This window comes from Paenibacillus sp. 2RAB27 (genome assembly GCF_052115445.1).
GTDB lineage: Bacteria > Bacillota > Bacilli > Paenibacillales > NBRC-103111 > Paenibacillus_E.
Window position 1 is genome coordinate 1 of sequence record NZ_JBFRGR010000036.1, and the last position, 17,465, is coordinate 17,465.

Annotated in this window: 14 protein-coding genes, 6 tRNA genes and 1 rRNA gene; 15 read left to right on the plus strand and 6 right to left on the minus strand. The window is 48.1% G+C overall.

Features of this window, described 5'->3' with window-relative positions:
- The first annotated feature begins 28 nt into the window (after positions 1-28).
- The 10 genes from rrf (at position 29) to AB4114_RS29950 (ending at position 5,164) form a co-directional block, all read left to right on the plus strand.
- Positions 29-145: ribosomal RNA gene (rrf, locus tag AB4114_RS29905) — 5S ribosomal RNA — on the plus strand.
- Positions 146-175: 30 nt separating this feature from the next.
- Positions 176-252, plus strand: a tRNA-Met gene (locus AB4114_RS29910).
- 7 nt (positions 253-259) lie between these two features.
- A tRNA-Lys gene (locus tag AB4114_RS29915) sits at positions 260-335 on the plus strand.
- A gap of 56 nt (positions 336-391) precedes the next feature.
- A tRNA-Leu gene (locus AB4114_RS29920) sits at positions 392-471 on the plus strand.
- 43 nt (positions 472-514) lie between these two features.
- Positions 515-589, plus strand: a tRNA-Gly gene (locus tag AB4114_RS29925).
- Positions 590-598: 9 nt separating this feature from the next.
- Positions 599-675: transfer RNA gene (locus AB4114_RS29930), tRNA-Arg, on the plus strand.
- Positions 676-694: 19 nt separating this feature from the next.
- Positions 695-768, plus strand: a tRNA-Pro gene (locus AB4114_RS29935).
- 130 nt (positions 769-898) lie between these two features.
- Complete coding sequence (locus AB4114_RS29940) at positions 899-2,098, plus strand: MFS transporter (RefSeq protein ID WP_441991676.1); 1,200 nt, start codon at positions 899-901, stop codon at positions 2,096-2,098.
- A 68-nt stretch (positions 2,099-2,166) separates the two neighbouring features.
- The gene (locus AB4114_RS29945; protein WP_441991677.1) at positions 2,167-3,045 is read left to right on the plus strand and encodes an aldo/keto reductase; all 879 of its coding nucleotides are present in this window, start codon (positions 2,167-2,169) and stop codon (positions 3,043-3,045) included.
- Between the two features lie 121 nt (positions 3,046-3,166).
- On the plus strand, positions 3,167-5,164 hold the full coding sequence (locus AB4114_RS29950) for a transglycosylase domain-containing protein (protein ID WP_441991678.1): 1,998 nt from the start codon (positions 3,167-3,169) through the stop codon (positions 5,162-5,164).
- A 651-nt stretch (positions 5,165-5,815) separates the two neighbouring features.
- Here AB4114_RS29950 and AB4114_RS29955 read toward each other — a convergent pair.
- Both AB4114_RS29955 and hprK read right to left on the minus strand, forming a co-directional pair.
- Complete coding sequence (locus AB4114_RS29955; protein WP_441991679.1) at positions 5,816-6,658, minus strand: hypothetical protein; 843 nt, start codon at positions 6,656-6,658, stop codon at positions 5,816-5,818.
- An 83-nt stretch (positions 6,659-6,741) separates the two neighbouring features.
- Positions 6,742-7,656: an HPr(Ser) kinase/phosphatase gene (hprK, locus tag AB4114_RS29960; protein ID WP_171634416.1), complete on the minus strand. Its 915-nt coding sequence runs from the start codon at positions 7,654-7,656 to the stop codon at positions 6,742-6,744.
- 232 nt (positions 7,657-7,888) lie between these two features.
- Here hprK and AB4114_RS29965 point away from each other — a divergent pair, with 232 nt between their 5' ends.
- Complete coding sequence (locus tag AB4114_RS29965; protein ID WP_441991680.1) at positions 7,889-8,158, plus strand: zinc ribbon domain-containing protein; 270 nt, start codon at positions 7,889-7,891, stop codon at positions 8,156-8,158.
- Entirely contained in the window at positions 8,151-8,375 is a 225-nt protein-coding gene (locus AB4114_RS29970) for a hypothetical protein (RefSeq protein ID WP_441991681.1), read from the plus strand. Before AB4114_RS29965 ends, AB4114_RS29970 begins: the two co-directional genes overlap by 8 nt.
- A gap of 89 nt (positions 8,376-8,464) precedes the next feature.
- On the opposite strand, the gene AB4114_RS29975 is transcribed toward AB4114_RS29970, so the two are convergent.
- The 4 genes from AB4114_RS29975 to AB4114_RS29990 form a co-directional block, all read right to left on the minus strand.
- Positions 8,465-8,635, minus strand: a complete 171-nt coding sequence (locus AB4114_RS29975; protein ID WP_155993910.1) for a hypothetical protein — start codon at positions 8,633-8,635, stop codon at positions 8,465-8,467.
- A gap of 161 nt (positions 8,636-8,796) precedes the next feature.
- A complete protein-coding gene (locus AB4114_RS29980) occupies positions 8,797-10,179 on the minus strand; it encodes a DUF4129 domain-containing protein (protein ID WP_441991682.1) in 1,383 nt (460 codons plus the stop codon).
- Positions 10,160-11,293 (minus strand): DUF58 domain-containing protein, encoded by a 1,134-nt coding sequence (locus AB4114_RS29985; protein ID WP_441991683.1) that lies wholly within the window; start codon positions 11,291-11,293, stop codon positions 10,160-10,162. Before AB4114_RS29985 ends, AB4114_RS29980 begins: the two co-directional genes overlap by 20 nt.
- A gap of 7 nt (positions 11,294-11,300) precedes the next feature.
- Complete coding sequence (locus tag AB4114_RS29990) at positions 11,301-12,257, minus strand: AAA family ATPase (protein WP_441991684.1); 957 nt, start codon at positions 12,255-12,257, stop codon at positions 11,301-11,303.
- Positions 12,258-12,900: 643 nt separating this feature from the next.
- Between AB4114_RS29990 and AB4114_RS29995 the strand changes: the two genes are divergently transcribed.
- The 3 genes from AB4114_RS29995 to AB4114_RS30005 all read left to right on the plus strand — a co-directional run bounded on the left by AB4114_RS29995 (position 12,901) and on the right by AB4114_RS30005 (position 17,347).
- Complete coding sequence (locus AB4114_RS29995; RefSeq protein ID WP_441991685.1) at positions 12,901-14,559, plus strand: response regulator; 1,659 nt, start codon at positions 12,901-12,903, stop codon at positions 14,557-14,559.
- A 68-nt stretch (positions 14,560-14,627) separates the two neighbouring features.
- On the plus strand, positions 14,628-16,382 hold the full coding sequence (locus AB4114_RS30000; RefSeq protein WP_441991714.1) for a histidine kinase: 1,755 nt from the start codon (positions 14,628-14,630) through the stop codon (positions 16,380-16,382).
- Positions 16,379-17,347 carry a substrate-binding domain-containing protein gene (locus AB4114_RS30005; RefSeq protein WP_441991686.1) on the plus strand — a complete coding sequence of 323 codons (969 nt, stop codon included), beginning with the start codon at positions 16,379-16,381 and terminating at the stop codon, positions 17,345-17,347. Before AB4114_RS30000 ends, AB4114_RS30005 begins: the two co-directional genes overlap by 4 nt.
- Positions 17,348-17,465: the final 118 nt, after the last annotated feature.

A 17,465-nucleotide genomic window follows, 5' to 3' on the forward strand; every position in this document is an offset into this window, starting at 1 on the left:
TTCAAGGCGCAAACAAACGCTTTGACTGTTTGGTGATGATGGCGGAAGGGATCCACGCGTTCCCATCTCGAACACGACCGTTAAGCCTTCCAGCGTCGATGGTACTTGAACCGCAGGGTTCTGGGAGAGTAGAACGTTGCCAAGCAGTTTCCCTAATGGGAGCTTATATGAATGACGCGGGGTGGAGCAGCCCGGTAGCTCGTCGGGCTCATAACCCGAAGGCCGCAGGTTCAAATCCTGCCCCCGCAACCAATTTTTTGAGTCATTAGCTCAGTTGGTAGAGCACCTGACTTTTAATCAGGGTGTCGTAGGTTCGAATCCTACATGACTCACCATTTCATTATATAGGGATCTTTAGGCGAAGACTAAAGTCTCTCAGATTTACCAGCATGCGCGTATGGCGGAATTGGCAGACGCACTAGACTTAGGATCTAGCGGGCGACCGTGGGGGTTCAAGTCCCTCTACGCGCATCAAACATCCCCAAGTCGTATCTTACGGCTTGGGGATCCCTATGCGGAAGTGGCTCAGCGGTAGAGCATCGCCTTGCCAAGGCGAGGGTCGCGGGTTCGATCCCCGTCTTCCGCTCCATTTTCATAAGCGCCCTTAGCTCAGCTGGATAGAGTATTTGACTACGAATCAAAAGGTCGGGAGTTCGAATCTCTCAGGGCGCGCCATTTTTTATCACAATCGTATCGGGACGTAGCTCAGCTTGGTAGAGCACCTGCTTTGGGAGCAGGGGGTCGCATGTTCAAATCGTGTCGTCCCGATCAAGAAAGAAAGCATAGACTGTCAGCTTCATGCTGATGATGTCTATGCTTTTTTTGTGCATCCGCGTCTACTAATAACTGGGATTCAGGTTGGTGTTGGTGTATAGTAGACAGGGAGGAGGGCTACAAGATGGAACTACGCTGGAGACGGAATCTATTTATTTTATGGATTGGGGCATTCTTTTGCGCGATGGCGTACACACTCTCGATCCCGTTTATCCCTATATTTTTACAAGAAGACTTGGGTATACATAGCGGCTTGGAGGCATGGTCAGGGATCACGTTCTCGGTGAGCTTTCTCGCAAGTGCCGTGATCGCACCTTTTTGGGGCTCACTGGCTGACAAATATGGCAGGAAACCGATGCTGCTCCGTTCAGGGCTAAGCTTAAGCGCCGTCTATTTTCTAAACTATTTCGTGAATGATCCGTATACGTTTATTGTTGTTCGTGTTCTGCAGGGACTTATGGCGGGCTATATCCCCGCATCGATGGCGTTAGTTAGTACGAACACACCAGAGAAGCATGTTGGTTATGCCTTAAGTGTCATGTCAACGGCGACGGCTGCTGGGAGCATCCTAGGCCCATTGTTCGGGGGCATGCTCAGCCACTGGGTTGGGACAAGAGAATGTTTCTTGGCATCTGGGTTTGTCGTACTGATTTCTGCTGTGATCGCCGTAGTTGGTGTGAAGGAAGTGCATCACAAGAAGGAAGGCGCACGTCCAAGTGTGCTTCAGGATATTAAGCAAGCGACTGCCAATAAGCAGTTATTATCCATTTTTGGATTAACCGTATTAGTGGCAACTTCGGTGATGATTTTGGAACCGCTTTTAACGATATATGTGGTACAAATTGGTGGAAGCGCGAAGGGGGCATCACTCAGCTCGGGTATTATTTTCTCGGCTGCCGGCGTAGCGACCGTCATCATGGGATCAAGATGGGGCATTATCGGGCAGCGAATCGGCTATGACAAAACACTGCTCATTGGCTTAATTGGCGGCGGTGTTGGGAACCTGCTGCAGTTGGCAGCGCATAATTTGATCGCTTTTGGTGTGCTTCGTTTCAGTTATGGGTTATTTTTCGCTGCGGTCTATCCGGCACTGAGTGCGCTTATTGTGAAAGCTTCCGATGCTGACTTCCGAGGGAGAGCGATGAGTCTTAATCAAACATCGAATCAATTAGGGATGATGATCGGCCCTTTGATTGGCGGATTCCTAGGCGGTCTAGTAGGGATACATTCTGTATTTTTATTAACAGGATGTGCGCTACTGCTAGCAGCCGGTGTGTTACAGCTCAATCTGAGGAAGCAAATGAAACAAATATCTGCGGACTGAGGTTTTAATGCAATTAGATTTGTAAATAAAGAGATACATACTCGATTACAAAAGGAGCAAATCTAAAGATGTTGAAGAGAACAGTAGGCCGATTAAATAAGGAAACTTCTGTGTTGATGTTTGGTGCAGCTAGTCTTGGCCAGGTTACACAGCAGGAGGCAGATGCCTCAATCGCTTTCGCGTTGGCACATGGCGTTGATCATTTTGATACGGCGGCGAGCTATGGAGACGCAGAAATGCGGATGGGCCCGACGATAAGCCGGGTGCGGAATGATATCTTTTTAGCTACCAAAACAGGGCAAAGAACGAAAAAGGAAGCAAAGGAAGAAATCTATCGCTCCTTGGAGAGAATGAAGGTAGATGCCGTCGACCTATTACAACTGCATGCGGTGGGATCGATGGAGGAATTGGATCGCTGCATGGCCAAGGGCGGGTCGCTGGAAGCGGCATTAGAAGCGCAAAGCGAGGGTATTGTGAAGGACATCGGGATCACCGGTCACGGGCATGAGGCGCCGGCGGTTCATTTGGAAGCGCTGCGTAGGTTCCCTTTTGCCACCATACTGTTCCCACTGAATTACTACATGTATGGCTTACCTGACTATCGTGAGGCTGTAGATGCTCTGATGGAAGAAGCGAACAAGCAGCAGACAGCGATTCGGGTGATTAAAGCGATTGCTAAGGCGCCTTGGATTGAGGGGGCGGAGCGTCCGTATGCGACGTGGTATGAGCCTTTTGATCAGCAAGAGATTATCGATGCTTGTGTGCACTTCGTGTTGTCGTTCCCAAGCGTATCCGGTTTTGCAAGTGCGGGGGATGTGCATTTATTTCCCAAAATCGTGGATGCTGTAGAGCGCTATGGTACGATGAGCAAGGATGACATGGAGCGGATTTTGAGTGGGATTAGCGGATACACGAGTGTTTTTGGAGCACCGACGTCGATTGCTTAATGTGATAAACCTTCACCTATCATTGATGGGTTGAAGGTTTTTTTGTGTCTTCCTGCACGCATACGACACTTAATGGAGCCATCATACGAATAGCTATGAGGTACGTTAGGGGGAATGATATATGTTAAAAATCAAAAAAATACCTCGGCGCTTCTGGCAAGTTAGTGTTGGCGTAGTCCTAGTCATGGGTGTGGGTGTGGCGTTAATGAGCACTTTGTACGTAAAAGGACTTGATGTGTCGCTGTTGAATCAGCCGCTTCCAGAGGCATCTGTTGTGCTTGATAAGAATGGTCAAATCGCTTCTCAGTTGTCGGCGTCAAAGATCGATGCAGTGCCTTTTAAGGACATCCCGCAGGTGTTGGTCGATGCCATTGTCGCKGTGGAGGATCGACGTTTCTTCGAGCATAAGGGGGTAGACATGAAGTCGATCTTCCGCGCAGTTGGCCGGGATGTGCTCAAAGGAAGCTATTCGGAAGGTGCCAGTACCATTACGCAGCAATTAGCTCGGAATCTTTTCTTAACAGCGGATAAAACGGTAGGTCGTAAATTGCGGGAAGCGGCTTATGCGATCAAAATAGAGACGAGCTACAGTAAGAATGACATTCTGGAAATGTATCTGAACAAGATTTATTTTGGTGAGGGCAGTTGGGGGGTACAGGGGGCTGCGAAAACATATTTTAATAAAAGTGTGACAGACCTCACCTTGCCAGAAGCTGCGGTGTTAGCGGCATTGCCGAAGGCACCTAGTCATTATTCCCCTTTTCAAAATGAAGAGCAAGCGTTGGAAAGAAGGAATACGGTTCTCAAGTTAATGCTGAAGGAAGGTAAAATATCTGGGCAGGATTACGATAAAGCCGCTGCTTCAGCACTTGGAGCTGTGAAAACGGTCAATATGGATGAGGCGAAAGGGAGAAATCGGGCGTATGTGGATGCTGTGATTGATGAGGCTGTAACCCTCTATGGTTTTACGGAGGAACAATTACTAACAGGCGGTTTGCGTATTACGACAGAGCTAGATCCTACGGTACAGAAAGCAGTAATTGATGTGGTTAACAATAACAGTCTGTTCCCTGAAAGCAAGCCAGATCAACTCATTCAGAGTGGTGCTGCTATAGTCGACCAGAAAACAGGTGGTGTTAGAGCGCTAGCTGGTGGACGCGGGGAAGGCGTATTCCGAGGCTTCAGCCGTGCCACCCAGTTGAGAAGACAGCCAGGATCGGCTTTTAAGCCAGTCGTTGTCTATGGCCCTGCTCTGGAGTTAGGCTACAAGCCGTCAACCATGCTGTTTGATGGACCGCTGAATATTGAAGGTTATCAGCCGCAAGATTGGGATCACCAGTCGAGGGGGCAAGTATCGATGCAAGAGGCCATTACTTCATCCTGGAATGTACCTGCAGTGTGGCTTTTACATGAGATAGGCATCGACAATGGCTTGAAGTTTGCGAAGTCTTTGGGGATAAGTCTACCGACACAAGACCGGCAGTTGGGCATCGCGCTTGGCGGGCTCTCCGAGGGGGTATCTCCGCTGCAGATGGCACAGGCGTTTAGTGCTTTTGCAGCGAAGGGAGTCCTGAACCCTGCACACTTGATCGCCAAAATCGAGACAAATGACGGACACCTGCTTGTTCAAGCGAAAGCTAAGGGACAGTCGGTGATGCGAGCTGAAACAGCCAACACGATGACGGCGATGCTGCAGACGGCCGTAGCGCAGGGGACGGGGAAGAATGCGGCTATGAATCGTCCCGTTGCAGGGAAATCAGGTACGACACAACTGCCGGATACGAAGGAATTTGACGGGATCGGCAGCGGAAGTGCCAAAGATGCCTGGTTCGTTGGCTATACGCCGGAGTTGACGGCAGCGGTATGGGTTGGTTATGACCGAACGGATGCGACGCATTATTTAACAACCTCGGGTGGGGCCGTACCTGCCGTATTATTTCGTGAGATGCTCAGTCGTGCCTTAGCTCAAACACCTGTTGTACCTTTTGACATTCCGATGATTGTCGAGCGACCTGAGAAGGAAATCTCCTCCTCGAATGAATCATCAGCGAAGAAGGACAAAGAGCAGCAAAAGCAAGCCGAGCAAGGGCATGGACATGGGAAAGAGAAGCGGAAGTAAATTTTGCAGGCCATGATGATGTATGACTTGCTTGGTTGCTAGTATAGAGGGGGGAGGGGGAGGAGTAGAGTAAGAGTAAGAGTAAGAGTAAGAGTAAGAGTAAGAGTAAGAGTAAGAGTAAGAGTAAGAGTAAGAGTAAGAGTAAAGTAGAAAGAATGTATTACTGAGTCAGAATGGTAGTTGGTTGGGTGGAAGTTTCGTAAAGCTGCTGTGCTCGAGGTGAATAGATGGATTTTCTACATTTAAATTCCGAAATTTTTCGATTAAACGCAGAATAGATGGAGAACCTACAGTTAATTTTAACCATATGACCCGATCTGCGCAAAAGAGGCATTTTTACCTACATGTTTTCCAGTTAAATCGAGATTTCGAGGAAATTTCACGTAAATAGCTGTACCTTTTCCAGTTATTACAAATGTACCGAGTAATTGTCTCAAAACCTACAAACTCCAACAATAACGCTAGCCTGAAGCGTTCCCGTGTCCGCGTCCCGTGCGTCCATAACGAGTACTCACCTTGCACGAACGTTTGAGCGATTCGTTGAGTCAAAACTACTCCTAAGGCGATTGAATGCACCTGCAAAAAAACCAGTTAACATCCGTAAAATCGGCTGTTAACTGGTTTTTTATCATGGTTGACAATCATTGAAGATTAGTCATGCTTATTGTTGCTACCGGACTTTTTATCATTACTTTTTTCTTTTTGAGGTTTCTTGTTGTTCTCTTTGTCGTTCTCTTTATCATCTGAATGTACGTTCAAATGAACATTCAATTTGCCGGCTTCTAGATTGTATTGTTTGGCAAGCTGCTGGCTCACGGTCTCCTGCGCACCTGGCGCGGATAAGTCAACAGAACCAAGTAGTTTGGAGATCCAAGCTTGGGCTTGCGATCCTGTGAGATGAATTCTGCCGGCATGCGGAGACTGGATGCTCAGATCATACTGAGAACCTTGCGCTCCTTTGGTTTGCTTCAAATGAAAGTTGAAATGCTGCCCATCTACACTAATATCTACATCCTTAAGGTCAGAACGGCTACCTGATGAGGAAGCTTCTGGCTTGTTTTCCACCTTCGTAGGAGAGGCGGTTGGTCMCACGGTTGGGCTGGGAGCTGCCAAATCAGGTACAGGGGATTCACTCGGAACGGGAGATACAGGCTGTGCGGATTCAGTAGCGATCGAGCTTTCAGAAGATCCTTTTACATAGGCGGCCTGTTTCTTGTTATTCAGAATGACTTCAATCGCACTCCCAGTCTTCAAATCGCTTAGCTGAGCCTTCTCGTCATTCAGGTACACCCAGACGGATGAAGCCAACGGGACAGTTTGATCACCAGTATCCGTATGTAAAGTAATTGAATCTGCCGTCAGGGCGGATAGCTTACCTTGGATGGCTGTAGATGTCGCCACGCTGGATGAAGTTGCCGCATACGCCGTCCAACCACAGAGCATCAGGGTAGCCATTCCAATAGCAATAATCGTTATTTTCATTCTTTTGTGCATCTTAAACACCTCCGCTAAAGCTTTCGAGCCGAAGGGAGGTTTTAGGACGGTATACGTAAAACTACAAAGTGAAAGACATGGAGCTAATCGGTGTCAGATTGCAGGCGTTGCATGAATTCTTCTGCTGCACTGTAGCCTTGTTGACGCAGATACCAGCTATTGGCGGCAGCTTCGATAAGACCGGCTACATCACGTCCAGGCTGGAGTTGGATCTCAATATGGGGAATCGAAATGTCCATATAATCGGTGAAGGTAGGCTCTAACTCTAAATCATTATTTAGAGCGTGTTCCTGCCACTTGGTCAGCTCGATATCGAGTACGATGCGTGTTTCATCTTGAAAAGCTTTGCGGCCATAAAGCCGTGAGACATTGATGAGTCCAACGCTGCGCAGTGCGAGGAATTCCTTTGTTTTGCCATTGTGCGTGCCCAGCAGCGTTTCCGGGCTAATCTTCTTGAGCACGACGATATCATCGGCGACTAGGCGATGCCCTCTGCGGATCAGCGTGTGGGCTGTTTCGCTCTTGCCAACACCGGATTTGCCGCGCAGCAGGATGCCGATTCCTGAAACATTGACGCAGACCCCGTGGACGGCGATCTCCTGAGCCAATGATTTGCTCAAAAATAAATCAACCAAGTCCTGGAATTTGCTCGTAGGAGCGCTCGTGCGGAGAAGGGGGATTCTTTCTTCTTCGCAGTATTTCTTTAAGTATTTCAAGCCTTCTTGGTTTCTCGTTACGACGAAACAAGGCGGGTGATATTTGACGATATTACCGATGTGCAAATTTCTTTCATTTTCGCTAAGTTTATGCAGGTAGGTGATTTCTTTACGACCTAATAGCTGCACATGCGCTTGTGGGAAATATTCAAAATAGCCGACAAATTCTAGACCAGGGCGGTGTGCCTTGGTTTTGGTTATAGGACGGTGGAGCTCCGAATGGCCAGCGAGAATTTCGAGCGAAAAGCGTTCAACTAAATCTTTCACAGTGACGGACTTCAAACGGGATCCTCCTTCAAGTTGTGCGGTAGTTAAGTAAATCTAGAAGTAAAGATAAGATCTACGGAGTATACCTATCTGTCTTTACTAAATTCTCTTTCACCTAGTAACAATCCTTTATTGAAAGCGCTTGAACATGGGATACATAAGCACTTCTTGCCAATCCGAAGCTTTTCGTTACTTTTGGAAGGTATATTGGTATGATGAAAGAAAAAGCTTAAAGGGGATTAATGAAATGGATGTTGCTTATAAAAACTGCCAGAGCTGTGGAATGCCTCTCGCTCGTGATGAGCAAGGCGGCGGTACGGAGAAATCGGGTAGTAAGAGCAAGATGTACTGCAGTCATTGCTATCAGGATGGGGCGTTTACGATGCCTGATCTAACGGTTGAAGAGATGAGAAATCTGGTTAAAGGGAAATTAGTGGAGTTTGGCTTTCCGAGATTTCTAACGGGGCTATTTACGAGAAATATCCCTAAACTGAAAAGGTGGTCGTCCCGTGAGTAAGAAGAATAATATTCAATCATTTGCGGCTATGAAAGAATGGCTTGCGATTCCGGAAACATTTCGCACGCGTCTATTATCGAATGTTTATTGTGCAAAATGTATGGGAGAAACGACGATCATCGACTATTCAGTGAATCTGGAGAAAATAGGTATCGTACTAGATGGCATATGTAAAACCTGTCAGAAGAAGGTTGAGCGAGTTATAGAGAGAGAATAAAACACAAATAAACGCTCTGTACCGTGATGGTACAGAGCGTTTTCAATTGACTCCTTAACTCATATCCACCTCTCTGTATGTAAAAGCAGCTATCTGTGAAAGCCGCATTTTTTGGCAAGTGTTGGCCATGTCGAGAGAAACATGCTTTCCCACCTGTCTTCGGGTAACACGAGGATCCATCTGGCGATTTGATCCAAGCCCATTTCATAAAGCGTGTGAAGCACTTCTTCTTTTTCTGATCCGGTTTTTAATGCTAACATCTCAAAACCACCTCAATCGAATGTATTCAAACAATTATGTATATGCGAAGTTTTGAAAATATGTGACGGTTATTTTCAAAATGCTCGTTCGCATGCTTAGAAAGTAGATTGTTCTTTGCACCAATTGGAAATAAAAGGGTATAAAATAGGGTGGGCTTGTCTCATTTCAACTGACTCCGAACGCTCGGATCCAGCGTTTGGAGTACCCGAGCTAGCTCCTCGTCTGTGACTGTTTCTCGTCCGTATCGCACACGATTATAAGCTGTGGTAAGCGCATGAACCGAAGCTTCTGCAAGCTGTGTTTGATGCGTGAGCTCCCAGCCTGTTTCGTTGGGGGTTAACGCGCGCTTGAAGGTATAACCGCTCCTGCTCGCCTGCCCAATCAACACGCGGTACAGATAGCGGATACGCTCCTGATTGTTCGGTAGCTGTGACCAAGACGGCTCGCGATTGGATGTTGACCACAGTTTCGAACTTGCTTTACGCCACCATAGGTTAGGAAGCTTTCTCCAATCGAGAAGGGCTTCTTTCTCATCGGTATAACCGTCAGTTGTATCACCTTGCTCACGCCGCAGCGATCGCTTCCAAAAGCGCCGAATGAAGGCGAGAAGCGCTGGTGCAACCTTCATCAAGATCAGATAGAGGCAGACGAGGATAAGTGCAATGACTAACACATAGCCTACAATTTGCGCTAGATATTGCATGAGAATTCCAAACCAACCTGGTTCATGCGGTGCAGCTGGCGGAAGTTCCATCGGAGGCGGCGCTGAAGGGCTGGCTTCGGGAACAGCAGGTAGTTCTTCGGATGACATCAATCCCAGCAGCCAAGCTAGGGTGCCATGTAGAAGGCGCATAAGGGCTTGCTTGACTTGCTGAAAGTAACCGACGGCAGCGATAACCGCAATAAAGCCGATTAACCAAATGCGGCTGGAACGTTTCACGGTTTGAGACAACGACGAGGCGGCAGCGCGATCATTCCCTGCTAAGGTAGCGACAAGAAGCTGCGAGCGATTCGTAATAAAGAAGAAGAGGATCAGCGTAGCGAATCCGAGCCCGTTTAAGGCTATTTTGTATGGATGCATAAGCGCCACTCGAGTCATAATCGGTACACCAATGAAGTACATCACACCAGAGATTACGAAGACACCAGGTGGATAAAGGGAGAGCCCCCCATCTTTGGTATACCGAATCCCCCGATAGACGATGAGTGCACCAATTGCTGCAGATAAAGCAACGTGCAAGGGTTCCATTTGGAAAACATAAGATAATCCGTAACCTGCAGCCACACAGACAAGTAACTCGTAGCCTTTGCGAGAGAGCCAATTCAATTGCCCAACATAAGCACCGATCACGAAGCAAAGCAGGAGCTGGATGCAAGTTAGCGCAAGTACACTATCGAACACATAAACTTGAGATAACGTAACTAGTGGAGCAAAGATTACCAGTTCGACGAAGCCGAATAAAAGTGCAAGACCGCATCCCCGTAGAAAGTAGGATAAACGAGAAGGTGGAGAATTCGTTGGATTAAGCAAGGGCTTGAGCATCGGATGGAGCCGCCTCCTTATCACTGAGGTCAAGAAGATTATGTTGCAAGGGGACAAGGAAGACGGAATGTCCGGATGCTTCAAGTCGTTCGATGCTGCGTGCCATCCCCTCAGAAACGAAGGCGGTCAGCAGGATGATATCCAGCGCTTCACCTTCCACCTCGATGCCATAATCGAGAAAATCTTCACAGGAGCGGGCACAAGAGATCGCAAGCTTCGCCATCGTTTGAAAAAGATGTTCCAACTGCCCCCAGCCGCCTTCAGGCGCACAGTACACGGGAGCACCTGGTTCATTTAACAGCCAACCATTATAGCCAAAACCGACAGGAACACCTCGGCTAATGGCATGTTCGGCTAATGTTGCTGCGTAGGAGAGGGCTTTTTCGACCAGTTCAGGGTCGGTTACCGCATCCCACATCGTTTCGGTGACTTGACTGTTAACGACGATAAGTAATCGGGGATCAGCCGTGAATTCTCGGTTGTACACCTGAAGCCGCTGGCTGCGCGCCGTTGCTTTCCAATGAATGCTATTCATCGTATCGCCATAGCGGTACTCCCTTGCACCGGAAACGAGAAAAGGATCAGGCATAATCCAGCGTTGGACCGTCACATCGCCTTGCCACCGACTAGACAAGAGTGGAATGTCATCGCGATTCACCAGACGCGGATATACCAGAAGCTCTACGTGTATACGGTGCGTGGTAGAAGCAGCCTGCAAGCCGACGAAATCACCCATCGTTGCAGCGATGGTTTCCAGCTTGTACCAGCCGCGTTTCGCTGCATGCACACCATGGCGCCGCACGATGCGGGTATAGGGCATGAGGCTGAATAAGCTGCGATGATTTTGAAAAAGGGAGCCGCTGCTCACTTCCAGATTGTTCATTTGCGTGAAGTGAAGTCCCGCATGAATCGTTGACTCCAAGCGCAGCCAGGGAATCGGCGCAAGCTTACGATTCACGATGGTTTCAATCATGAGAATATCATCGCCGACATGGCAATGTGTCGTATTAAAGGTTCGTTCAATGCGAAGCCCGCGAAACCCCCAGCGGGCGAAGAACTGAAACTGGAGAAAGAAGAGAGCGGCAGCGATAATGACAATCCAGCTTATGCTCATCCGTCCGTTACCCCATCTTCACTTCCGTAGGAACGGGGGTAGCGGCAAGTATGTTCGTCAGCAGCGCATGCACCTGCTGATCCTGTTGGCGCGAGCGCGTGCGCAGCAGTACGCGATGCGCCCAGACGGGCGCGACCAGCGTCTTGACGTCGTCCGGCAGCACGTAATCGCGGCCGCGCAGCGCCGCGTACACCTGCGCCGCCTTCATCAAGGCGCGCACGCCGCGCGGGCTGACGCCGAGCGCGGAGTCCGCATGCGTGCGCGTCGCTTCCGCGAGCTGCACGATGTAGTGCAGCAGCTCGTCGCTGACGCGCACCTGCGTGAACAGCAGCTGCGCTTCGAGCAGCTCCGCGCGGCTCACGACCGGCAGCAGCTGATCCAGCGGATCTTGCTGCTGGTAGCGCTGCAAGATCAAGACCTGCTCGGCTGCCGTCGGATAGCCGAGGGACAGCTTCATCAGGAAGCGGTCGAGCTGCGCTTCCGGCAAGGGAAAGGTCCCCTGATTCTCGACAGGGTTCTGCGTGGCAATGACGAGGAACGGCGCTTCGAGCTTGCGCGTTTCCCCGTCGATGCTGACCTGGCGCTCCTCCATGCTCTCCAGCAAGCTGGACTGTGTGCGCGGCGTCGCGCGGTTAATCTCATCGGCGAGCACGATGTGCGCGAAGAGCGGGCCTGGGCGGAATTCGAATTCGCCCAGCTTCTGGTTGAAGAAATTGATGCCGCTTACATCGGACGGCAGCAAGTCGGGCGTGAACTGGATGCGCTTCATGGAGCCGTCAAGGGAGCGAGCCAGTGCCTTCGCAAGCTGGGTTTTACCTGTGCCGGGGACATCTTCGAGCAGCACGTGACCGGATGCGATCAGTGCGATGACGAGAAGCTCGATGGTATCGTTTTTGCCTATAATAACGTGACCAACGTTTTCTTTGATGCGGGAAGCGATGCRCTCAACAGGTGCGATATTCAAATGATTAACCTCCTAAATAATGAATGATACGAATGAAATGAGAAAGCAGAAGAGTTAAGGTGTTAATAAGATAAGGTAGTGTCGACAAAGTTAGTTAATGAGGAACGACGTTCCGCTATTTCACTAATTGCGCTGTTCTTTAGACCCGAAGGGGAACGTAGATCCGCTATTTCACGGAAAAGCGGTGGAAAACCTCCATTTTCGACAAAATAGCGGAACCTCGTTCCCTTCAGGTGCAAAAATGAGCTATTTTATGAAAATAGCGCACTGAGGTTCCCTTACGGTGTCCGAGTGGTGGGATGTGGCATGCAGGTTCCCTTTCATTGTCGGAGTGGTGGGATGTGGTATGCAGGTTCCCTTACGGTGTCGGAGTGGTGGTGTGGCATGCAGGTTCCCTTTCGTTGTCGGAGTGGTTGGGATTGCATGCCAGTTCCCTTACGGTGTCTGAATACCTGTTTATAGGGTGTCAAGATTTACATATGCTCCACGCTTATTTTAACACCTCGCAGGGGATTTTTACCAATGTTTCCTTAGACAAGCATCGATTCTATTTGTATATTCGATGGGCAGTGAGTACAATGGTGGTGATATTAGAAATACAATGAGCGTTGTTGCCAAATTGGGGAGTCCTGGGAGGTCAGGCATGTACAAGCTGCTGTTAGTGGATGACGAAGAGGATGTACGCGAAGGTGTCGTCCGTGAAATAAATTGGGAAGCCATTGGCTTTGAAGTTGTCGACAAGGCGGAGAACGGGAAAGAAGCGCTGGAAATGGTTGAGCGTCTACAGCCGGATGTGGTTGTGACGGATATTCAGATGCCTTTTATGAATGGCTTGCAGCTTGCTGAAGCAATTAGAGAGCGCTTTCCCACGATTAAGCTCATCATCCTGACAGGGCATGATGAATTTGAGTATGCCCAACGGGCGATTAAGCTGCATATTGATGAATATGTGCTGAAACCATTTTCCGCACAGGAGCTGGTGAATGCCCTTTTGAAGGTAAAAGGACACATCCAAGAAGAGGTTGCGCATCGTGAGGATGTGCAGCTGCTTAAGGAGCATTACCGCAAGAGTATGCCGGTGCTGAAGGAGAATTTCTTAGCGACATTAATGAATCGGAAGCTTCCGCGGGACGAGGTATTTGAGAAGGCAGCGAACTATGGAATTGAGCTTAGTGGCAATAGCTATGTGGTGGCTGTTTTGAGCATCGATGGGGTCTTTATTTCGGAAGAAGATGTGGAGAATCGGGAGGAACTGTCGAAGTCGATATCGTTGAAATACTCGGAGGATCAGGCGTTAAAATATTTCGCCCTCTTAAATATTACCGAAGAAATCGCTAACAAGCGTGGCCTCGGACTCGTTTTCATGCATGATGATCAGGTTGTCTTGTTAGCGGCGAGAGAGAATAAGGACAAGGAAGCGGCGCTGCAGGAAACGATGAGAGTGCTGGAAGAAATTCGGCAGAGTGTGGAAAAATATTTGAAGTTCACCCTTACTGTTGGGGTGGGCAGTGTGATAAGCGATGTTACCAAACTTAGCTATTCTTATGAAGATGCTGTTCTTTCCCTCGACTACAGGCTTATTCTGGGCAGCAATCGCATGATTTATATTGATGACGTAGAGAAGCGAAGCGTAGATAAGGTTCGATTTGACGATGTGAAGGAACATGCATTGACCCGCTGTATTAAGGTAGGCACGATGCAAGAGATCCGGGAGACGATTGATGAGCTGTTTCAGGGCATCGAGGCCGGTGTGTCGGTGAAGGATTATCAGATCTATTTACTTGAAATTCTTACTTGTATTCTCAAAGCAGCCAAGGACTCGAACCTGAATGTTGACGAGGTATTTGGCGAGAGTTTCATTCCTTTTACCGAGATTAATAAGTTCACTTCCTTGGAGGAAGCGAAGCATTGGTTGGCCGAGCTGTGTGCGAGCATGATGAGTCATATTGCAACAGATCGTCAATATACGTATAAAAACCTCGTGGATCTAGCGAAAGATTATACGAAGAGTCATTATCATGAGGGCGATATCACGATCAATAAGGTGTGCGGACATCTGCATATCAGTGCCGGTTATTTCAGCTCCATTTTCAAAAAAGAAACTAAAATGACCTTCGTTAACTATTTGAACCACATTCGGATGGAAGCAGCGAAAGAGCTGTTACGTTCTACGGATATGAAGCTACTTACAATCGCTGAGAAGGTGGGCTATTCGGATGCTAATTATTTCAGCTTTTCCTTTCGTAAAAATGTGGGCGTTTCCCCAAAGGAGTATCGCAATAACAGCGCCAAGGGGCTGTAGGGACTAGAAGGGGGAGAGCTGCTTTGAAACGCAGAGTGAGTACGCAACTGAAGGCTTTATATAACGTAATGCTCGATACGATGCGGGTAAAAAGTATTCAGTTTACCATAACGATGTCATTCATTCTTATTACCGTAACCGTCATGCTCGTTGTCTCGTTGGTGCTCTATAATAAATTTGCTAAAACAGCAGAGGAGAGCGCATTTCTGAGTACGGCCCAGGTGATTGAGCAAGTACAGTTCAACCTAGAGCAGTACATCAAAGGGATGTCAGATACGTTCGAAGTTGTAGATGCCAAAATTGCCAAAAGCCGCGGCATCCCATCGGACAAGCTGCTCGAACAGCTAGACACGATCGCGAGTACGCGTGAGGATATTGTGTCTATTCATCTATTTACCGCGGATGGCGGGTTGGTCACGGGTGTGCCAAAGACCGAGATGCGCAAAAATACACGGCTGCTCGAGCAGTCGTGGTTTAAGTCTGCCCTCGATAACCCAAACCATCTCACGTTCTCTTTACCGCATATCCAGAACCTATTCAAAGATCCCTACAAGTGGGTGGTTTCCATGAGCAAAGGGGTCTCGATCGAGCAGAATGGGAAGATGGTGGATGCGGTTATTTTGGTGGACATTAATTTCAAGACATTGGACGATGTGTTTCGTACGGTTTCTCTCGGTAAGAAGGGCTATGTCTATATCATTGACGATTCGGCAGGCAGCATTGTGTATCATCCACAACAGCAGCTTATTTATATTGGTCTCAAATATGAGAATGTGGAGCAAGCACTCAAATTTTCATATGGCCGATACATGGATGAGAGCGAAGGGGAGTCGCGGTTAAATGTTGTGCGGACGGTCAATAACATCGGATGGAAAATTATCGGGGTCTCCTATCTCGATGAAATTGTGACGACCCGCAAGGAAATTTCGACGTTCATGATTTGGCTGTTAGTGATCGTACTGTTCTTCATTTTGTTGATTTCCTCGTTCATGTCTGCACGTATTTCCCAGCCAATTAAACGACTGAAGAAGTCGATGGAAATGGTGGAGAAGGGGCATTTCGACACGTATATTCATGTGCGTGGAGCTGATGAGGTTGAGCAGCTTTCCCGACGCTTCAATTTGATGGTTTCGAGGGTTCGCGAGCTGATGAATCAGAGTATCGAGGAGCAGGAGATTAAGCGGAAGAACGAGTTAGAGGTTCTCCAATCGCAGATTAATCCGCATTTTTTATACAATACACTCAATTCGGTCGTTCGAATGGTTGGCAATGGGAGGACGGAAGAGGTTGTGACGACGATCACATCGCTGTCGAAGTTTTTCCGGATATCGCTCAGCAAAGGCAAAAATATTATTACGATCGGGGAAGAGATCGAGCATATTCGCAACTATTTGATTATCCAGAAGATGCGTTATAAGGATAAGTTTGAGTATGAGATCCACGTCTCGGAAGAGGTGCTTCCCTACAAAACGCTCAAGTTGATTCTGCAACCTTTTGTGGAAAATGCGCTTTATCACGGGATCGAGTATATGGTGGATGAAKGGTTGATTGAGCTCATTGTCACGATGGATAAAGGGAAGATTCTCTTCGAGATTCGAGATAATGGTGTCGGAATGTCAGAGGAAACACTGAAGAGTATTATGACCGGTCAGGTGAAAAGTGAAAAGGGCTCAGGTGTCGGACTGCGAAATGTGCATGAGCGGATTCAGCTTTATTTTGGCATGGACTATGGGGTCCACGTAAGTAGTGAACTGGAGGAAGGAACGATCGTTCGAATTACGATTCCAGCCATACTAGATGAAGAAGGGGGGAGCGAAGGATGAGATGGAAACCACTGCTGATCGCAGTTCTCGTCGCACTTCTCTCGATTTCCTCCTGCACCGAAAGTGTGGAACCCTTGCCTACTGAGCAGAAGAAGCACCTGGAGGTCATTCTCCGCAGTCAAGAAGGCGACTATTGGAAAACGGTAAAATTGGGCGCAGAGGTCGCGGCGAAGGAGTTTGATGTGACGTTGGACTTTCGAGCACCAGGTGATGAGGCTGATGTAAAGGGGCAGATTGCTTTGATGGAGCAGTCTATTGCAAGCCTTCCGGATGCGATTGTCTTAGCAGCTAATGACTATAAGGAGCTTTCTCCTATCGTGGATGAAGCGGGTAAAGCGCATATTCCTGTCATTACGATTGATTCTGAGGTAGAAACGAAAAATGTACGCAGTTTTATTGGCGCGGATAATTATGCGGCAGGTCAATTAGCAGGGCGACAACTGATTAAGCTGATCGGAACGAGTGGGCAAATTGCTATTATGAGCTTTAGAAAAGGGGAGCGGAACACGGAGCTAAGGGAGAAAGGGCTTTTAGACGAAATATCGAAGTTTCCCGAAGTTCAGGTGATCGACAAGGTGTATAGTTTAACGGATCGGGAGCTTTCCGCCAAACTCACGCATGAAGTCATCGACAAACATCCAGAGCTGGATGGGATTGTTGCGCTGAATGAAATCTCCTCCATTGGTGTTGCCAGTGCGGTGCAAAGTCGGAATTTGAATGAAAAGGTGAAAATCATTACGTTTGATAGTACCTCTGAGGAGCTAGAGCTGCTCCAGGAGGGGGTCATTCAAGCAACGATTATTCAAAATCCGTTTAGCATCGGTTACTTAGGCGTAAAAAGTGCGGTAGATGCCGTTGAAGGAAAAACGGTGCCAAAGCGTGTGGAAACGGGGATTAAGGCAATTGATTTGAGTAATATGTTCTGGTCAGACAATCAAAAATTGCTATTCCCCTTTATTAAGTGATGAGAAAAGTGATGAGAATTTCGATAGAAGACATGAGGATATTGCATTTGTTTATGCTCTTTGAACCAGTATAGTAAGGAATGTAAACAAACAATATACCTTTTAGGGAGGGTCTTAT